Origin of the sequence: Aeromicrobium sp. HA (assembly GCF_027171405.1) — a bacterium.
Lineage (GTDB): Bacteria > Actinomycetota > Actinomycetes > Propionibacteriales > Nocardioidaceae > Aeromicrobium > Aeromicrobium tamlense.
The window spans coordinates 3,410,808-3,428,459 of record NZ_CP114372.1 but is presented as its reverse complement, the minus strand read 5'-3'; the positions used below and the strand labels follow the sequence as shown (position 1 = coordinate 3,428,459).

At 69.1% G+C, this 17,652-nt stretch carries 17 protein-coding genes and 1 tRNA gene; 9 read left to right on the top strand and 9 right to left on the bottom strand.

The genetic code is table 11. The features are described from left to right. Window positions 1-63 precede the first annotated feature (63 nt). The 8 genes from O3S82_RS17020 to rpmH form a co-directional block, all read right to left on the bottom strand. Window positions 64-963 carry a ParB/RepB/Spo0J family partition protein gene (locus tag O3S82_RS17020; RefSeq protein WP_269304457.1) on the bottom strand — a complete coding sequence of 300 codons (900 nt, stop codon included), beginning with the start codon at window positions 961-963 and terminating at the stop codon, window positions 64-66. Next, a complete protein-coding gene (locus O3S82_RS17015; protein WP_269307081.1) occupies window positions 960-1,808 on the bottom strand; it encodes a ParA family protein in 849 nt (282 codons plus the stop codon). Before O3S82_RS17015 ends, O3S82_RS17020 begins: the two co-directional genes overlap by 4 nt. A 145-nt stretch (window positions 1,809-1,953) precedes the next feature. After that, window positions 1,954-2,544 carry a 16S rRNA (guanine(527)-N(7))-methyltransferase RsmG gene (gene rsmG / locus O3S82_RS17010; protein ID WP_269304455.1) on the bottom strand — a complete coding sequence of 197 codons (591 nt, stop codon included), beginning with the start codon at window positions 2,542-2,544 and terminating at the stop codon, window positions 1,954-1,956. A gap of 17 nt (window positions 2,545-2,561) precedes the next feature. Continuing rightward, on the bottom strand, window positions 2,562-3,026 hold the full coding sequence (locus O3S82_RS17005; protein WP_179427367.1) for a Jag family protein: 465 nt from the start codon (window positions 3,024-3,026) through the stop codon (window positions 2,562-2,564). Then, complete coding sequence (gene yidC, locus O3S82_RS17000; protein ID WP_269304452.1) at window positions 3,019-4,011, bottom strand: membrane protein insertase YidC; 993 nt, start codon at window positions 4,009-4,011, stop codon at window positions 3,019-3,021. Before yidC ends, O3S82_RS17005 begins: the two co-directional genes overlap by 8 nt. After that, window positions 3,996-4,238 (bottom strand): membrane protein insertion efficiency factor YidD, encoded by a 243-nt coding sequence (gene yidD, locus O3S82_RS16995; protein WP_269307080.1) that lies wholly within the window; start codon window positions 4,236-4,238, stop codon window positions 3,996-3,998. Before yidD ends, yidC begins: the two co-directional genes overlap by 16 nt. Further along, a complete protein-coding gene (gene rnpA, locus O3S82_RS16990; protein ID WP_179427371.1) occupies window positions 4,238-4,588 on the bottom strand; it encodes a ribonuclease P protein component in 351 nt (116 codons plus the stop codon). The genes yidD and rnpA overlap by 1 nt, the downstream gene beginning before the upstream one ends. A 6-nt stretch (window positions 4,589-4,594) precedes the next feature. Next, window positions 4,595-4,732 carry a 50S ribosomal protein L34 gene (gene rpmH / locus O3S82_RS16985; protein ID WP_078699619.1) on the bottom strand — a complete coding sequence of 46 codons (138 nt, stop codon included), beginning with the start codon at window positions 4,730-4,732 and terminating at the stop codon, window positions 4,595-4,597. 389 nt (window positions 4,733-5,121) lie between these two features. Between rpmH and dnaA the strand changes: the two genes are divergently transcribed. From dnaA to O3S82_RS16960, 5 genes are all read left to right on the top strand, one after another. Next, entirely contained in the window at window positions 5,122-6,630 is a 1,509-nt protein-coding gene (gene dnaA, locus O3S82_RS16980) for a chromosomal replication initiator protein DnaA (protein ID WP_179427373.1), read from the top strand. Between the two features lie 328 nt (window positions 6,631-6,958). Beyond that, window positions 6,959-8,104, top strand: a complete 1,146-nt coding sequence (gene dnaN, locus O3S82_RS16975) for a DNA polymerase III subunit beta (RefSeq protein ID WP_179427376.1) — start codon at window positions 6,959-6,961, stop codon at window positions 8,102-8,104. 26 nt (window positions 8,105-8,130) lie between these two features. Beyond that, window positions 8,131-9,033 (top strand): phosphogluconate dehydrogenase (NAD(+)-dependent, decarboxylating), encoded by a 903-nt coding sequence (gene gnd / locus O3S82_RS16970; RefSeq protein WP_179427378.1) that lies wholly within the window; start codon window positions 8,131-8,133, stop codon window positions 9,031-9,033. Window positions 9,034-9,143: 110 nt separating this feature from the next. Then, a complete protein-coding gene (gene recF, locus O3S82_RS16965; protein ID WP_269304445.1) occupies window positions 9,144-10,271 on the top strand; it encodes a DNA replication/repair protein RecF in 1,128 nt (375 codons plus the stop codon). Beyond that, the gene (locus O3S82_RS16960; RefSeq protein ID WP_269304443.1) at window positions 10,264-10,743 is read left to right on the top strand and encodes a DUF721 domain-containing protein; all 480 of its coding nucleotides are present in this window, start codon (window positions 10,264-10,266) and stop codon (window positions 10,741-10,743) included. Before recF ends, O3S82_RS16960 begins: the two co-directional genes overlap by 8 nt. Before the next feature lie 75 nt (window positions 10,744-10,818). Here the strand turns inward: O3S82_RS16960 and O3S82_RS16955 are convergent, their stop codons facing one another. Further along, the gene (locus O3S82_RS16955) at window positions 10,819-11,616 is read right to left on the bottom strand and encodes a phosphatase PAP2 family protein (RefSeq protein ID WP_269304440.1); all 798 of its coding nucleotides are present in this window, start codon (window positions 11,614-11,616) and stop codon (window positions 10,819-10,821) included. Window positions 11,617-11,812: 196 nt separating this feature from the next. On the opposite strand from O3S82_RS16955, the gene gyrB reads away from it, so the two are divergent. The 4 genes from gyrB to O3S82_RS16935 all read left to right on the top strand — a co-directional run bounded on the left by gyrB (window position 11,813) and on the right by O3S82_RS16935 (window position 17,617). Continuing rightward, window positions 11,813-13,819, top strand: coding sequence for a DNA topoisomerase (ATP-hydrolyzing) subunit B (gene gyrB / locus O3S82_RS16950; protein ID WP_179427384.1), 2,007 nt, complete (start codon window positions 11,813-11,815; stop codon window positions 13,817-13,819). A 64-nt stretch (window positions 13,820-13,883) separates the two neighbouring features. Further along, on the top strand, window positions 13,884-16,454 hold the full coding sequence (gyrA, locus tag O3S82_RS16945) for a DNA gyrase subunit A (protein ID WP_269304436.1): 2,571 nt from the start codon (window positions 13,884-13,886) through the stop codon (window positions 16,452-16,454). Between the two features lie 31 nt (window positions 16,455-16,485). Beyond that, complete coding sequence (locus tag O3S82_RS16940) at window positions 16,486-17,385, top strand: DUF3566 domain-containing protein (RefSeq protein WP_269304434.1); 900 nt, start codon at window positions 16,486-16,488, stop codon at window positions 17,383-17,385. 157 nt (window positions 17,386-17,542) lie between these two features. Continuing rightward, window positions 17,543-17,617: transfer RNA gene (locus O3S82_RS16935), tRNA-Ile, on the top strand. Window positions 17,618-17,652 lie beyond the last annotated feature (35 nt).

Genomic DNA, 17,652 nt, shown 5'->3' with positions numbered 1-17,652 from the left:
TCAACAAAGCCACTTGTCGATTTGTCGACAAGTGGCTTTGTTGTTTTGTGGACTAGTGGACCGTCAGCCTGGCTTCGGCGCGGGGTCCATGAGGTCGACGATGCGCTCCAGGTCGCCGATCGTGGCGAACTCGACCACGATCTTGCCCTTGGACTTGCCGAAGTCGACCTTCACCCGGGTGTCGAAGCGCTCCGAGAGCCGGTGCGCCAGCTCGCCCACGCGGGGCGAGGTGGGACGGGTGTTGAGCTTGCGAGCCGAGGGCGTGGCCTCCTCGTCGCCGAAGCGGACGATCTCCTCCAGCTGACGCACCGAGATGCCCTCGGCGACCACGCGCGAGGCGAGTCGGTCCTGCAGCTCGGGGTTCGGCACCGCCAGGAGCGCCCGGGCGTGGCCCGCGGACAGGACCCCGGCCGCCACGCGGCGCTGGACCGCCGGGGGGAGCTTCAGGAGCCGGATCGTGTTGGTGATCTGCGGGCGGGAGCGGCCGATGCGCTCGGAGAGCTCCTCCTGCGTGCAGCCGAAGTCCTCCAGCAGCTGCTGGTAGGCGGCCGCCTCCTCCAGCGGGTTCAGCTCGGACCGGTGGAGGTTCTCCAGCAGTGCGTCGCGCAGCAGGTCCTCGTCGGTGGTCTCACGGACGACCGCGGTGATGGCGTCGAGTCCGGCCTTCTGGTGGGCGCGCCAGCGCCGCTCCCCCATGATCAGCTCGTAGGCCTCGGGACCGGTCTGCCGCACCACGATGGGCTGGAGCAGTCCGATCTCCTTGATGGAGTGCACCAGCTCGGCCATGGCCTCCTCGTCGAAGACCGAGCGCGGCTGGCGCGGGTTCGGTGAGATCTGGCCGACCGGGATGTCACGCAGGCGCGCTCCCGTGACCTCCGCCAGACCGGTCTCCTTCGCCTGCGCCGGCGACGTGGGGATCAGGGCGGAGAGTCCACGGCCGAGGCCGGGTCGGGGGTTGCTCATGACGATGCTCCTTGGTCGGCCGGCGCCGCGCCGCGCTGGGTGATCTCGCGGGCGGCCTCCAGGTAGGACAGCGCTCCCGTCGAGTTGGGATCGTACGTGATGATCGTCTGCTGATAGCCCGGTGCCTCGCTGATGCGGACCGAGCGCGGGATCGCCGTGGAGAGCACGCGATCGCCGAAATGCCCTCGAACCTCAGCAGCGACGCTGGACGAGAGGTTGGTGCGCGCGTCGTGCATCGTCAGCAGGATCGTGGAGACGTCGAGATCGGAGTTCAGGTGCTGCTGCACCAGCTCGATGTTGCCGAGCAGCTGGCTCAGGCCCTCCAGCGCGTAGTACTCGCACTGGATCGGGATCAGTACTTCACGGGCGGCGACCATGGCGTTGACGGTCAGCAGGCCGAGCGACGGGGGACAGTCGATGAAGACGTAGTCGACATCGCGACCCGGCCCGGCGAGGTAGGTGTCGATGGCCTTGCGGAGCCGACGCTCGCGCTGCTCGAGCATCACCAGCTCGATCTCGGCGCCGGCGAGGTCGATCGTGGCCGGCACCACGCGTAGTCCCGGCACGTCCGGGCTCGTCTGGACCGCGTGGTCGATCGGCAGCTCGTCGAGGAGCACCTCGTAGGTGCCCGGCGTGCCCGATGCGTGCGGGATCGCCGCCGCGGTGGAGGCATTGCCTTGGGGGTCGAGATCGATGAGCAGCACGGACAGTCCGCGGGCCGCCATCGCCGCGGCGAGGTTCACCGACGTGGTGGTCTTGCCGACGCCGCCCTTCTGGTTGGCGACGACGAACACCCGCGTCTGGCGCGGTCGCTCGTAGCGACCTGTGGAGGCCAGGCGCTCCATGAGTTGGACGTGATAGCCGGCCTGGTCGGCGAGGGGGGTGGACGCTGACGTCCCCAGCGGCTCCTCGGCGAAGTCAGCGGCGGTCGGAATCGTCACTACGGCTCCTGTCATGTTTCACGTGGAACATTCGCTGTTCCACGGCGTGTCATCGGCGCTGGACTTCGACGAGCGTGGTCGGAACCTCGAGGTCCCACCGGTGCCCGTACGTCGCCACCACGATATCGCCGGCCTTGAGCCGAGCGAGGGTGGCGCGCGCAGCCTCCACCTCTTCTGCTGCACTGCGTCCCTTGAGGGCGAGCAGCAATCCTCCGGGCCGCACCAGCGGCATGCACCAGCGCGCGAGCTTGTCGAGTGCCGCCACGGCGCGGGCGGTCACCACGTCAAAGGTCTGATCGACATCCTCGGCGCGGGACCGCAGCACGGTCACCTGGCTCTCGAGACCCAGATCGGCGACGACTTCCTCCAGCCACGTCGTGCGGCGGAGGAGGGGTTCGATCAGCGTCACGTGCAGATCGGGACGAGCGATCGCCCAGACCATGCCGGGGAGTCCGGCGCCCGCACCGACATCGGCGACGGACGCACCCTCAGGCACGCGGGCGACCGGGGCAGCGCAGTTGAAGAGGTGACGCTCCCACAGACGGTCGACCTCGCGAGGGCCGATCAGGCCGCGCTCGACGCCCGACGTCGCCAGGAGTTCGGCGTAGCGCTCGGCGAACGGAAGCCGCTCGCCGAACACTGTTTCACGTGAAACGGTCACTCGGCCGGAAGCACGACGACATGGCGACCAGCGCCCGCACCGTCGGACTCGCTGCGCAGGCCGGCGTCGGCGACCGCGTCGTGGATGACCTTGCGCTCGAAGGGGGACATGGCGTCGAGGGCCACGGACTCGCCCTCGGCCTGCACGCGCTCGATGGCCTCCGCGGCGATCTTGACGAGCTCGGCCTTGCGGGCGGCTCGGTGGCCGTCGACGTCGAGCATCAGACGGCTGCGCACACCGGTCTCGCGGTACACGGCCAGGCGGGTGAGCTCCTGCAGGGCGTCGAGAACCTCGCCGTCGCGACCCACGAGGTGGCTCAGGTTGCCCCCGATGATCTCCACGGCGGCACGGTCGCCGTCCACATCGATGTCGATGTCGCCGTCCAGGTCGGCGATGTCGAGCAGCTCCTCCAGGAAGTCGGCGGCGATGTCGCCCTCGCGCTCCAGATCGGTCTCACTCATCGGAATCCTCCTTGCGGGGCTGGGACTGCTTGGGCGGCGTGCCGCCCTTGCGACGCTGGTCGCGGGACTTCTTCTTGGGCTGCTGACGCTTGGCCTTCTGCTCCTCGGCCGCCTGCTTCGCCTCGACGACGGGGTCAGCCTGGACGATCTTGCCCTTGGCCGCGTCGCGCTTCTGCTTCGCCGCGAAGGCCGGAGTGCCGGGGGCGGGGTTGTTGCGGATGACCCAGAACTGCTGGCCCATGGTCCACAGGTTCGAGGTGGTCCAGTAGACCAGCACGCCGAGGGGGAACGCCACACCCGACACCGCGAAGACGACGGGGAGCACGTACAGCAGGATCTTCTGCTGCTGGGCGAACGGGCCGTTGAGCGCCTCCGGCGGCATGTTCTTGGCCATCAGCTGCTTCTGCGTGAAGAACTGCGTGGCGCACATCGCCACGACCATGACCATCGCGATGATCTTGGTCTCGAGGTGCTCGCTGGAGATGAACGTGTCGGCGATCTTGCCACCGAGCCACTGCGCGTTGGCGATGGACTCGGCCTGATCACCGGAAAGGAAGCCCTTCGCGCCCTCGGCACCCTTGCGCGACGCCTGGTCGATCACACGGAACAGGGCGAAGAAGATCGGCATCTGCAGCAGCAGCGGCATGCAGGACGAGAACGGGTTCGTGCCCGTCTCCTGGAACAGCTTCATCTGCTCCTGGGCGAAGCGCTCGCGGTCGTGACCGTACTTCTTGCGCAGCTCCTGCAATTGCGGCTGGATCAGCTGCATGTTGCGGCTGGAGTTGATCTGCTTGACGAAGAGCGGGATCAGCATCGCGCGGATCGTGATGGTCAGACCGACGATGGACAGGACCCAGGTCCAGCCGCCGTCGGGATCCATGCCGATCTGCTCGAAGAGCCAGTGCCACGCCAGGATGATTCCCGACACGAAGTAGTACAGCGGCGTCATGATGGCGCTGCCGATGGTGCCTAGGAAGTCGAACATGCTTCTCCTCGATCACGGCCCGGAACGGGGTCGAACCCGCCCGCGGCCCAGGGGTGACAGCGGCCCAGTCGACGGATCGCGAGCCAGCAGCCCCTGAGGGCGCCGTGCGTCTCGACCGCCTCGAGGGCGTATGCCGAACAGCTGGGGTGGTAGCGGCACACCTGCCCGTACATCGGGCTGATGACCAGTCGGTAGGCGCGCAGCAGGCTCGCCACGATCCAGCGCATCATGGCCGAATCCGCGACGACGCCGTGTGCAGCGCCTGGTCGAGTTGGGGTCCGAGGTCTGCCGCGCGTCGGTGGGCCGAGCCGGGAAGGGCGCGGATCACCACGCGTGAGCCCGTGGGGACGGCGTCGATGCGCTCGCGCATGAGGTGACGGAGCCGGCGCTTCACGCGATTGCGATCGTGCGCCGGACCGACCTTCTTCGACACGACGAAACCGACGGACGTGACGTCCGTCGGTTCGACAGGTCCACCCACGTGGACGACGAGGTCGGGCTGGACGCCCTTGCCACCGCGGCGGATCGCCTGGCGGAACACCTCACCGTCGCGCATGCGGTGCACGCGCGGCAGCACGCGGAATCAGGCCGACAGCTTGTCGCGGCCCTTGCGGCGGCGCGCGGCCAGGATCGAGCGGCCGGCACGCGTGCGCATGCGGAGGCGGAAGCCGTGCTTCTTGGCGCGGCGACGGTTGTTCGGCTGGTAGGTGCGCTTGCTCACAGGAGGTCCTTCGGTACGGATTCGTGGCCGGTTGGAGTGGCCACCGCTCGCCCATGACCGGAACTGTTCATGGGCACGCGGCGGACGTCGTTCGAGACGACCCCTCAACGGTACGCGGGGCGGCCTGACGTGGTCAAACCGACCCAAAGCGGCCAGTCTTATCCTGAACCGCAGAAGGCGTCCACGCGACACGCCGAAGCGTCCCCACAAATCGCCGAACCCGCTTGTGACGGGTCGGCACCGGCTGCTAGCGTCACCGGATATCCACAGGACACCTCCCCTGAACGGACGTGTCGTCCACCCGATTCATACACAACGTGTGGACAACAGTGTGAACAACCGTCGTCGGTCGACCTCGATGCCGGGAAGAACTCGGGAAACGTCCTGCCATGGGTGGGAAGGAAGGCTGTGCGGTGCGCGACGAGGCTGAGCTGGAGCTGGAGACCGTCTGGCGCGATTCCGTCGCCACCTTGTCCCCCGGAGCCAAGGTCTTCGTCTACGCGGCCAAGCCGCTCTCGCTGCACAACGGCATCCTCATCGTCGCCGTCCACGACGACCTCTCGCGCGCCCAGCTCGAGTCGCGCGTGCGCCCGGCCCTCGAGCAGGCGCTGACGACCCAGGCCGGCGAGGACATCCGCCTCGTGGTCACGATCGATCCCGACGTCGTCGACGAGGCGCCCGACCTGGTGTCCGGGCCCATCACCGTCGAGGAGGAGCCAGAAGGCGACAAGTCGACAAATCGTCTTGTCGACCGCGACGAGGACTTCGAGGACGACGACGACTCGCTGACCCCCAGCTGGGTCAGCCGTCCCACCGCGCGACAGGGCGGCCCCGGCCCCACGCACCGCGCCAACATCGCCGAGGCCCGGCTCAACTCGCGCTACCAGTTCGAGAACTTCGTCATCGGCTCGTCGAACCGCTTCGCCCACGCGGCCGCCGTCGCCGCGGCCGAGGCGCCGGGCAAGGCCTACAACCCGCTCGTCATCCACGGCGACTCCGGCCTGGGCAAGACCCACCTGCTGCACGCCATCGGTCACTACGTCATCAATCTCTACCCCTCCTCGCGCGTCCGCTACGTCAGCTCCGAGGAGTTCGTGAACGACGTCATCAACGCCATCGGCGAGAACCGCACCCCCGCGCTGCGCCGCAAGTACCGCGAGATCGACGTCCTGCTCGTCGACGACATCCAGTTCATCGAGAACAAGGACGCGACGCAGGAGGAGTTCTTCCACACCTTCAACGCGCTGCACAACGAGAACAAGCAGATCGTGATGACGTCCGACCGGCCGCCGGCCGAGCTGCGCACCCTCGAGGAGCGCCTGCGCAACCGGTTCAGCTGGGGGCTGCAGACCGAGATGCTGCCGCCCGACCTCGAGACCCGCATCGCCATCCTGCGCAAGAAGGCCGCCACCGAGAAGCTCACGGCGCCGGCCGACGTGCTCGAGTTCATCGCCAGCAAGGTGCAGACCAACATCCGTGAGCTCGAGGGCGCGCTCATCCGCGCCACGGCCTTCGCCAACCTCAACGGCACCACGGTCGACCTCCAGCTCGCGCAGATCGTGCTGAAGGACCTGATCGCCGAGGGCGACGACCCCGAGATCACCGCCGGCATGATCATGGCCCAGACCGCGGCCTACTCCGAGTACACGATCGAGGAGCTGTGCGGCCCCAACCGCTCGCGCAACCTCGTCCTGGCCCGCCAGATCGCGATGTACCTGTGCCGCGAGCTGACCGAGATGTCCCTGCCGCAGATCGGCAGCGAGTTCGGCGGCCGCGACCACACCACGGTGATGCACGCCGAGCGCAAGATCCGCAAGCTCATGGCCGAGAAGCACGCCGTCTACAACCAGGTCACCGAGCTGACGGCACGCATCCGCCAGCAGGCTCGCCAGTCTTGACGTGCTGCGGCGCCCACACCTGGGGAAACGCCTGTGCATGAACGGCCCTCATCGGTGCATCCGGGCGATCTGCATGTGAATCACATGTGAACACGCGATGATCGTCCACAGCCCGGACGAGTCCCCCCACTGCACGAACCACAACTTCATCCACCGACAGATTTCCCGCAGCGCAGCACAAACGAGGGTTGTCCACCGAATCCACAGCCCCTACTACGACGACGGAAAGTACAAAGACCGAAACCCGAGTCGAAGTCACGTGCACCCATGGGTGTGGAAGAACGCTCACCGTGGCAGGATTCGACTGACGAATGAGAGGCCTCCGAACGTGAAGTTCCGCATCGATCGCGACACCCTCGCCGACGCCGTCGGCTGGACCGCCCGCAGCCTGCCGACCCGCCCGAGCGTCCCGGTGCTCACGGGCCTGCTGCTGGAGACGGTCGGCGACGAGCTGCACCTCTCGGGCTTCGACTACGACACCTCCACGCGCGCCACGCTGCCCGCCGAGGTCAGCGACGAGGGCAAGGCGCTCGTCTCGGGCCGCCTCCTCGCCGAGATCGTCCGCGCGCTGCCTGCCGGCAAGCCCGTCGACCTCGTCCACGACGGCACCAAGGTCCAAGTCACGTGCGGCAGCTCGCGCTTCAGCCTGCAGACGATGCCGGTCGACGAGTACCCCCAGCTCCCCGCGATGCCCACCTCGTCCGGCACGGTCAAGGCCGAGGACTTCGCCACCGCCGTCGGCCAGGCCAGCGCCGCCGCCTCGCGCGACGAGATGCTGCCGCTGCTCACCGGCATCCGCCTCGAGCTCGAGGGCTCGACGATCTCCCTCATGGCCACCGACCGGTTCCGCGCCAGCCTGCGCGACCTCGCCTGGTACCCCGAGGCCTCCGACATCTCGGCGCGTGCACTCGTGCCCGCCCGCGTGCTGTCCGACACCGCCAAGGCGCTCACCGCAGGCGGCGACATCACGATCGCGGTCTCCACCAGCGAGTCCGGCGACGGCCTCATCGGCTTCGAGGGCACGGTCGGCGGCGGCGTCCGCCGCACCACCACCCGTCTGCTCGAGGGCGACTTCCCGCGCGTGCGCCAGCTGTTCACGGCGCAGGCCGAGACGGTCGCCTACGTCGGCACCCAGACGCTCGTCGACGCCGTGAAGCGCGTGGCCCTCGTGGCCGAGCGCAACACGCCCGTGCGGCTGTCGTTCTCCGAGGGCCAGGTGCTCCTCGAGGCCGGCAGCGGCGACGAGGCCCAGGCCTCCGAGAGCGTCGAGGCCACGATCGAGGGCAACGACATCTCGATCGGCTTCAACCCGAACTACATGCTGGAAGGGCTGTCGGTCATGACCGAGCCGGTCGTGCACCTGTCCTTCACGCAGCACACCAAGCCCGCCGCGATGTCCGGAGTCGCGGAGGTGGGAGCGGATCCCGATGGCGCGTTCCGCTACCTGATCATGCCGGTTCGTCTTCAGAACTGAACGCGCCACGACGTCGGGAGGCGCCCATGCACATCGGACTCGTCGGATTGGGAAAGATGGGCGGCAACATGCGCGAACGCATGCGCAATGCCGGCCTCACGGTCATCGGCTACGACCGCGATCCCGAGCTGAGCGACGTGACGTCGCTCGCCGAGCTGGTCGACCAGCTGCCCAGCCCCAAGGTGGTGTGGGTGATGGTCCCGCACGGGGACCCCACGCACAGCACGATCACCGAGCTCAAGGAGCTGCTCTCCGAGGGCGACGTGGTCGTCGACGGCGGCAACTCGCGCTGGACCGATGACGAGATCCACGCGGCGCAGCTGGCCGAGAAGAACATCGGCTACGTCGACTGCGGCGTGAGCGGCGGCGTCTGGGGCCTCGAGAACGGCTACGCGCTGATGGCCGGCGGCGACGCCGACGACATCGCGAAGGTCCAGCCCGCGTTCGACGCACTGCGTCCCGATGCCGAGAACGGCTTCGTGCACGCGGGCCGTGTGGGCGCCGGCCACTTCAGCAAGATGGTCCACAACGGCATCGAGTACGCGATGATGCAGGCCTACGCCGAGGGCTACGAGCTGCTCGAGGCCGTCGACATGGTCGAGAACGTCACCGAGGTGCTCGACTCCTGGCGCGTCGGCACGGTCGTGCGCTCGTGGCTGCTCGACCTGCTGGTCAAGGCGCTCGAGGAGGATCCGGGCCTGTCGAAGGTCCGCGGCTACGCCGAGGACTCGGGCGAGGGTCGCTGGACCGTCGAGGCCGCGATCGCCAACGCGGTGCCCGCCCCCACGATCGCCGCCTCGCTCTTCGCGCGCTTCGTCTCGCGCCAGGACGAGTCGGCCGCGATGCAGGCCGTCGCCGCGATGCGGCAGCAGTTCGGCGGCCACGCGGTCCGCGCCGCCCAGGAGAGCCCCGACGTCCCGCCGGCCTGATCCTGTCGCTCCCGCGACCCAGATCTGTGGCGGTATCTACCCTTTCAGCGCCGAAATCGGCTGAAACAGGTGGACACCGCTACAGATCTCGCCGGCCGTAGGCTGGGCGCATGCACGTGACCCGGCTCGAGCTGACCGACTTCCGGTCCTACGCCTCGGTCGCGATCGAGCTGGCCGCGGGTCCGGTGGCCTTCATCGGCGCCAACGGCCAGGGCAAGACCAACCTCGTGGAGGCGATCGACTACCTCGCCACGCTGGACTCGCACCGCGTCTCCTCCGACACTCCGCTCGTGCGCGCCGGCGCCGACCGCGCGATCGTGCGCGCGCAACTGCAGCGCGAGGACCGCTCCGCGCTGCTCGAGCTCGAGATCACGCCGGGCAAGTCGAACCGCGCGCGGGTGAACGGCAACCCGCTGCCGCGTGTGCGCGACCTCGTCGGGATCGCGCGCACCGTGCTGTTCTCCCCCGAGGACCTGGCCCTCGTGAAGGGCGACCCGTCCGACCGCCGCCGCTTCCTCGACCACCTCATCGTCATGCGCACGCCGCGCCTGGCCGGTGCGAAGGCCGACTACGACCGGGTGCTCAAGCAGCGCAACACCCTGCTGAAGACCGCCGGCCGCCGCAGCAACATCGAGATCTCCACGCTGGACATCTGGGACGAGAACCTCGCGCGGGTCGGCGGCCAGCTGGTCGCGGCGCGGCTCGCGCTCCTCGACGCCCTGGCCCCGCACGCCACCGACGCGTACCGCGACGTCGCGGCCGGCGCTGCCGCGGACCGGCAGGTCGTTGCGCTGGACTACAAGCCCTCGGTCGAGGGGGTGCAGGACCTGCGCGATCCCGACGACATCGCCAAGGCGCTGCTCGACGAGATCGGTCGCCGCCGGCGCGAGGAGCTCGAGCGCGGCATCAGCCTCGTCGGTCCGCACCGCGACGACGTGCTGCTCTCGATCGGCGCGCTTCCCGCGAAGGGATATGCGAGCCACGGTGAGTCGTGGTCGCTCGCGCTGGCCCTGCGACTGGCGGCGTTCGCGCTGCTGCGCGAAGAGGGCGACGACCCGATCCTCATCCTCGACGACGTGTTCGCCGAGCTCGACAGCGATCGACGCTCGCGGCTGGCCGCGCGGGTGGCCACGGCCGAGCAGGTCCTGGTGACGGCGGCGGTCGAGGGCGACGTGCCGCCCGAGCTGGTGGGCCAGTCGTTCGACGTCGCGGCCGCGGTGGTGACCCCGCGTGGCTGACGACGACGTCCTGCGCCTCGCGCGCGAGATCGCCGACGCCTACCGCAACGGCAACGCGCCGCCCGCTCGCACCCGCCGGCCGATGCGCCGCAACGCCCCACCGCGTCGCGGCGGCCGCGAGGACGCCGTCGCACTGGGCGAAGTCCTCGGCGAGATGGTGCAGAACCAGGGCTGGAACGACCGGCTCGCCGCGTCGCGGGTGTTCTCCGACTGGGCCGCGATCGTGGGCCCCGAGGTGGCGCAGCACTGCAGGGTCGACAGCTTCTCCGACGGTGTCGTGCACCTCGAGACCTCCTCGACCGCGTGGGCCAAGGAGCTCAAGCTGCTCGCCCCGCGCCTGGTGGCCAAGCTCAACGAGGAGCTCGGCGACGGCCAGGTGCTGCGGATCGACGTCCGGGGTCCGCAGGCGCCGAGCTGGAAGAAGGGCCGCCGCTCGGTGAAGGGCCGCGGTCCGCGCGACACCTACGGGTGAGCACGCAGGATGAGGCATTCGGGTACCCCAGCGGGGCGCAATGCCTCATCGTTCGTCACCCCCGGAGGCGCGGGCTCAGGCGTCGGGCGCGATCCAGGCCATCGCCGACACCGTGACAGCGGTGACCGAGGCGACGGCGCCGAGCACCAGGGAGGCGTCGACGAAGCCGTCCATCCCCTCCACCGGACGCACGCCGATCAGCACGATCGCGATCAGGGCGGCGACGGCGCCGACCAGCGCAGTGGGCAGCACGGCCCGAGCCCTCGCCCGACGACCGCCCTGCACCACGACGGCCACCGCGAACCAGCCGAGCGCGACCACGAGCGCAGCGACGACATCGGCGGGCCGGTGCCACCCCGCGACGATCGTCGAGAGGCCGGTCAGCCCGACGGCGAACGTGCCGAGTCCCGCCACGGCGGCCCGCGCCCCCGCCGGCACGACCAGCATCAGCGCGGCGACGACCGACGCGGCCACCGTGACGTGCCCGCTCGGCAGGGAGTTGTGGAAGCCGTACCCGAGGTCGGGCCGCTCGAGGACACCCTGCTTGAGGACCTGCGTGGTGACGTTCGCGCCCACGATCACGACCGCCGCGCCGATGACGGCGCGCCAGTGGTGGCGCCGGGCGGCCAGCAGCAGGCACACGACCGCGAGCGTCGCGGCGGACCAGATCGGCACGCGTCCCAGGATCGACAGCAGGGTCAGCTCGGCCTCGCGCCCGGCTGCCACCGTGAGCATCGCGTGCTCGTCGGCGGCCTGGCCGCGCTCGGACATCAGGGCGACGCGCACGAGCACGACGAACGCGGTGACGGCGGCGGCGCCGACCACCAGCGCCGGCCCCGACACCCGTGACGGGACGCGGGTCGTGGAGCTCACCCCTCCACTTTCCCAGACCGTGGGTGACAGCCAGGTTGCGGAGAGCCTCGCGGACGCCCCAGAAGGCTCGTGGACGATGGGAACCTTGATCGACCCCCTTGTCGTGACTCCCAGCGGCCTTCTAGCGCCGTTCAGCGGCACTTGTGGATGAAGGAACAACGCTCCACAGAAGGTGTCGTGCCGTGAGACGCACAGAATGGCCCCGTATACTGGTTCAGTGACCCAGGCGCCCGAGACACCCAGCACGTACGACGCGAGCAACATCCAGGTCCTGGAAGGGCTCGAGGCGGTCCGCAAGCGACCCGGCATGTACATCGGCTCCACCGGTGAGCGGGGCCTGCACCACCTCGTCTACGAGGTCGTCGACAACTCGGTCGACGAGGCCCTCGCCGGCTACGCGACCAACATCCAGGTGGTGCTGCAGGCCGACGGCGGCGTCAAGGTCGTCGACGACGGCCGTGGCATCCCGGTCGACGAGCACCCCGAGGAGAAGATCCCCGCGGTCACGCTGGTGCTCACCTCGCTGCACGCCGGCGGCAAGTTCGGCGGCGGCGGCTACAAGGTGTCCGGTGGTCTGCACGGCGTCGGCGTCTCGGTCGTGAACGCGCTCTCCACGAAGATGCACGTCGAGGTCAAGCGCGACGGCTACCGCTGGACCCAGTCGTTCACCTACGGAGTCCCGGACGCTCCCCTCGAGCGCGGCGAGGCCACCGACGAGACCGGCACCACCACCACGTTCTACGCCTCGGCCGACATCTTCGAGACCACCACCTACGAGTACGAGACGCTCAAGACGCGCTTCCGTGAGATGGCGTTCCTCAACAAGGGCCTCGAGATCACGCTGCGCGACGAGCGCCACGAGGGCGAGGACGACCCCAACGGCGTCGCCGACGACGTCGAGCGCGAGGTCACGTTCCGCTACGACGGCGGCCTGGTCGACTACGTCAACCACATCAACGTCGGCAGCAAGGCGCCGATCCACCGCGACGTCATCAACCTCGAGCGCGAGGACGAGGCGAACGGCCTGTCGCTCGAGCTCGCGATGCAGTGGAACGACAGCTTCAGCGAGTCGGTCCACACCTTCGCCAACACGATCAACACGCACGAGGGCGGCACGCACGAGGAGGGATTCCGCGCGGCGCTGACCACCACGGTCAACCGCTTCGCCGAGACCAACAATCTCATCAAGAAGAAGGAAGACCGCCTCACCGGCGACGACATCCGCGAGGGCCTCACCGCGATCATCTCGGTCAAGCTCGCCGAGCCGCAGTTCGAGGGCCAGACCAAGACCAAGCTCGGCAACACCGAGGCCAAGGGCTTCGTCCAACAGGTGCTGAACGACGAGCTCGGCGCCTGGTTCGAGCGCAACCCCGCCGAGGGCAAGAACATCGTCCGCAAGTCGATCGACGCCGCCGCGGCGCGCGTGGCCGCCCGCAAGGCGCGCGACCTCGCCCGCAACCGCAAGGGCTTCGGCTCCGGCGGCGGCCTCCCGGGCAAGCTGGTGGACTGCTCCAGCCGCAACCCGGAGGAGTGCGAGATCTTCGTGGTGGAGGGCAACTCCGCCGGCGGCTCGGCCCGCAACGGCCGCGATCCCGCGACCCAGGCGATCCTGCCCCTGCGCGGCAAGATCCTCAACGTCGAGAAGGCGCGGATCGACAAGATCCTGCAGAACACCGAGGTCCAGGCGATCATCAGCGCCCTCGGCACCGGCGTCCACGAGGACTTCGACATCGCCAAGCTGCGCTATCACAAGATCGTGCTGATGGCCGACGCCGACGTCGACGGCCAGCACATCACCACGCTGCTGCTGACCCTGCTGTTCCGGTTCATGAAGCCGCTCATCGACGCCGGCCACGTGTTCCTCGCGCAGCCCCCGCTGTACAAGGTCAAGTGGACGAACCACGCGCACGAGCTGGCGTACTCCGACGCCGAGCGCGACGCGGTGGTCGCCGCGGGCACCGAGGCCGGCTACCGCCTGCCCAAGGAGGCCCCGGTGCAGCGCTACAAGGGTCTCGGCGAGATGAACGCCAGCGAGCTGTGGGAGACCACGATGGATCCCGACGGCCGCCTGCTGCGCCAGGTCACCCTCGCCGACGCCGCCGTGGCCGACGAGATCTTCACGATCCTCATGGGCGAGGACGTCGACCAGCGACGCTCGTTCATCCAGCGGAACGCCAAGGACGTCCGCTTCCTCGACATCTGACCTCCACCTCCCCGGTGGTCGGCGGCGCGCTGCGTAGCCCGGCCACAGACAGAAGGACACAGAAGTGACCGACACCCCGATCGAGCGCGACCGCATCGAACCGGTCGAGCTGCAGGACGAGATGCAGCGTTCGTACATCGACTACGCGATGAGCGTGATCGTGGCGCGCGCGCTGCCCGACGTGCGCGACGGCCTCAAGCCGGTGCACCGTCGTGTCCTGTACGCGATGTACGACGGCGGCTACCGCCCCGACCGCGGCTTCAACAAGTGCAGCCGCATCGTCGGTGACGTCATGGGTCAGTACCACCCGCACGGCGACTCGGCGATCTACGACACCCTCGTGCGTCTGGCGCAGCCGTGGTCGATGCGCGCGCCGATGATCAGCGGCCAGGGCAACTTCGGCTCGCCGGGCGACGACCCGGCCGCCGCGATGCGGTACACCGAGTGCAAGCTCGCGCCCATCGCGATGGAGATGCTCCGCGACATCGAGCAGGAGACCGTCGACTTCAAGCCGAACTACGACGGCCGCTCGCAGGAGCCCACCGTCCTGCCGGCGCGCATCCCGAACTTGCTGGTCAACGGCTCGGCCGGCATCGCCGTCGGCATGGCCACCAACATCCCGCCGCACAACCTCCGCGAGGTCGCCGAGGGCGTGCAGTGGGCCCTCGAGCACCCCGACGCGTCTCGCGAAGAGCTCCTCGAGGCGCTGCTGGCCCGCATCAAGGGCCCCGACTTCCCCACCGACGGCCTCATCGTCGGAACCCACGGCATCGAGGAGATGTACCGCACGGGCCGTGGCTCAGTGCCGATGCGCGCCGTGGTGAACATCGAGGAGGACACGAAGGGCCGCATCCAGCTCGTCGTCTCCGAGCTGCCGTACCAGGTGAACCCGGACGCGCTGATGCGCAAGATCGCTGACCTGGCGCAGACGGGCCGCGTGCAGGGCATCTCCGACCTGCGCGACGAGTCCAGCGACCGCGCCGGCCGCCGCATCGTCATCGAGGTGCGCCGCGACGCCGTGGCCCGGGTCGTGCTGAACAACCTCTACAAGCACACCGACCTGCAGACCAACTTCAGCGCCAACATGCTCGCGATCGTCGACGACGTCCCGCGCACGCTGACCCTCGACGGCTTCATCTCGCACTGGATCCGCCACCAGGTCGACGTCATCCGTCGTCGCACCGAGTACCGCCTGCGCAAGGCCGAGGAGCGCGCCCACATCCTGCGTGGCCTCGTGAAGGCCCTCGACCAGCTCGACGACGTGATCGCGCTGATCCGTCGCAGCCCCACGGTCGACGAGGCCCGCCACGGCCTGATGGAGCTGCTCGACATCGACGAGCTCCAGGCCACCGCGATCCTCGACATGCAGCTGCGTCGCCTGGCCGCGCTCGAGCGTCAGAAGATCATCGACGAGCTCGGCGAGATCGAGGCCGAGATCGCCGAGTACAAGGCGATCCTGGCCAGCGAGAAGCGTCAGCGCGAGATCGTCGGCGAGGAGCTGGCCGAGATCGTCGCGAAGTACGGCGAGGACCGCCGCTCGCGCATCATCGCGGCCGACGGCGACCTCTCGGACGAGGACCTGATCCCCGACGAGGAGCTCGTCGTCACGATCACCAAGGGCGGCTACGCCAAGCGCACGAAGACCGAGCTCTACCGCGTGCAGAACCGCGGCGGCAAGGGCGTGCGGGGTGCGTCGCTGCGCGGCGAGGACGTCGTCGAGCACGTGTTCTCCACGACCGCGCACCACTGGATCCTGTTCTTCACCACGGCGGGCCGGGTCTACCGCGCGAAGGCGTACCACCTTCCCGAGGGCGGTCGCGACGCGCGCGGCGGTCACGTGGCCGGTCTGCTGGCGTTCCTGCCCGACGAGGAGATCGCCCAGGTGCTGGCGGTCCGCGACTACGAGCAGGCGCCCTACCTGGTGCTCGCCACGAAGCGCGGCCTCGTGAAGAAGACGCGCCTCACGGACTACAACAGCCCGCGCCAGGCCGGCGTCATCGCGATCAACTTCCGCGACGAGGACGACGAGCTGGTCGGGGCCGAGCTGGTCTCGCCCGAGGACGACATCCTGCTGATCAGCCGCAAGGCGCAGTCGATCCGCTTCCGCGCCGACGACGAGCAGCTGCGTCCCATGGGCCGCGCCACCTCCGGCGTCACGGGCATGAAGTTCCGCGACGACGACTCCCTGCTGTCGATGACGGTCATCAAGGCCGGCGCCGACGAGGAGGGCGAGGGCGAGGACGACGACAGCCAGAAGCTGTACGTCTTCACCGTCACCGACGGCGGCTACGCCAAGAAGACGCGCATCGACGAGTACCGCGTCCAGGGCCGCGGCGGCCTGGGCATCAAGGCCATGCAGATCACCGAGTCGCGCGGCGAGCTGGTGGGCGGTCTGGTGCTTCGTGACACCGACGACGTCATCAGCGTGACCGAGTCCGGACAGATCACACGCAGCCTCGTGTCCGGCGTTCCTGTGAAGGGCCGTGGCACGATGGGAGTGAGTTTCGTGAAGTTCAAGGGCAACGACCGCGTGGTCACCATCGCCCGGAACACCGAGGTCGCCACCCCGGAGAACACGGACGAGAACGACGAGACGGCCGAGCAGTCGAACGCGAGCGGGGACGACAGTGAGTGAGCAGAAGCCGGAGAACGGTCAGCAGAACGGCATGCCTGCCAAGAACGCCAAGGCGAACGGGACGACCCCTTCGGTCACCGCGCGCCGGCCGCTGAGCAAGGCGGAGTACGCGCGCACCACCCAGGCGTCGCCCGACACGACCTCGGTGATCCCGGCGGTCCGTGACGACCAGCCGGCGCCGCCGAAGGCGCCCGCGCCGTCGGCCGACGACCGTCCCACCCAGACGATGAAGGCCGTGCCGGCCCAGCCGGCGGCGAAGCCTGAGCCGAAGAAGGCCGAGCCGAAGAAGGCCCCCTCGCGTCCCGAGGCCAAGGCTGCTCCGGCGCCGAAGGGTGCGGGTGCGGCTGCCGGTGGCGCGGCTGCCGCGGCGTCGGCGTCCACGCAGGCTGCTGCCGCTCCGGCTGCTGCGCCGGCCGCGGCTCCTGCGACGGCTCCCGCCGCGAAGCCTCAGCAGAAGGCGGAGCCGAAGCCGGCTCCGGCCAAGAAGCAGAAGCCCGAGCCCAAGAAGGCGCCGAAGCAGGCAGAGTCCGCGGGCGAGGTCACGAAGACCGCTCCGGCGGCCTCGGGTCGCTCCGCGCGCCTCAAGCTCAGCCACGTCGAGCCGTGGAGCGTCACGAAGATGGCGTTCGTCGTCTCGGTGGCGCTCATGGTGGTCAGCGTCGTCGCGGTCACCGTGTTCTGGCTGGTCATGCAGATCACCGGCGTCTGGGGCGCGCTGAACGACAGCGTCTCCAACGTGCTCGCCGACGACGCCTCCGGCTTCGACATCACCGAGTACCTGGGCTTCGGCCGGGTCGTCGGCCTGACGCTCCTCGTGTCGAGCCTCAACGTCATTTTCATGACGGCCCTCGCCACGATCGCCGCCCACCTCTACAACCTCGCCTCCGGCATCCTCGGCGGCATCGAGATGACGTTCGGCGAGCGCCAGTAACGCCTGCAGCCGCCCCTCCCCGCGAGTGGCGCGAAACGGCCCGCCACTCACCGAGTGGCGGGCCGTTCTGCGTCACTGGACGGCACGTGATCCACCACTCGCCGACCCGATTGGAACTCGCCGGGGACCTTCGGGTAATCTCTTCTATTGCTGCCCGGGGCCTATAGCTCAGCTCGGTTAGAGCGCTTCCCTGATAAGGAAGAGGTCGATGGTTCAAGTCCATCTAGGCCCACCGAAGGAGGAATCGACGTGAAGAAGATCCTCACC

What these genes read in the sequence shown, in the direction of transcription:
- O3S82_RS17005 (WP_179427367.1), bottom strand. Translation starts at nt 3,026, where the DNA reads ATGAGTGAGACCGATCTGGAGCGCGAGGGCGACATCGCCGCCGACTTC.
- yidC (WP_269304452.1), bottom strand. Translation starts at nt 4,011, where the DNA reads ATGTTCGACTTCCTAGGCACCATCGGCAGCGCCATCATGACGCCGCTG.
- O3S82_RS17020 (WP_269304457.1), bottom strand. Translation starts at nt 963, where the DNA reads ATGAGCAACCCCCGACCCGGCCTCGGCCGTGGACTCTCCGCCCTGATC.
- O3S82_RS16940 (WP_269304434.1), top strand. Translation starts at nt 16,486, where the DNA reads ATGCCTGCCAAGAACGCCAAGGCGAACGGGACGACCCCTTCGGTCACC.
- dnaA (WP_179427373.1), top strand. Translation starts at nt 5,122, where the DNA reads ATGGGTGGGAAGGAAGGCTGTGCGGTGCGCGACGAGGCTGAGCTGGAG.
- recF (WP_269304445.1), top strand. Translation starts at nt 9,144, where the DNA reads ATGCACGTGACCCGGCTCGAGCTGACCGACTTCCGGTCCTACGCCTCG.
- yidD (WP_269307080.1), bottom strand. Translation starts at nt 4,238, where the DNA reads ATGCGCTGGATCGTGGCGAGCCTGCTGCGCGCCTACCGACTGGTCATC.
- gyrB (WP_179427384.1), top strand. Translation starts at nt 11,813, where the DNA reads ATGGCCCCGTATACTGGTTCAGTGACCCAGGCGCCCGAGACACCCAGC.
- gnd (WP_179427378.1), top strand. Translation starts at nt 8,131, where the DNA reads ATGCACATCGGACTCGTCGGATTGGGAAAGATGGGCGGCAACATGCGC.
- O3S82_RS17015 (WP_269307081.1), bottom strand. Translation starts at nt 1,808, where the DNA reads ATGGAGCGCCTGGCCTCCACAGGTCGCTACGAGCGACCGCGCCAGACG.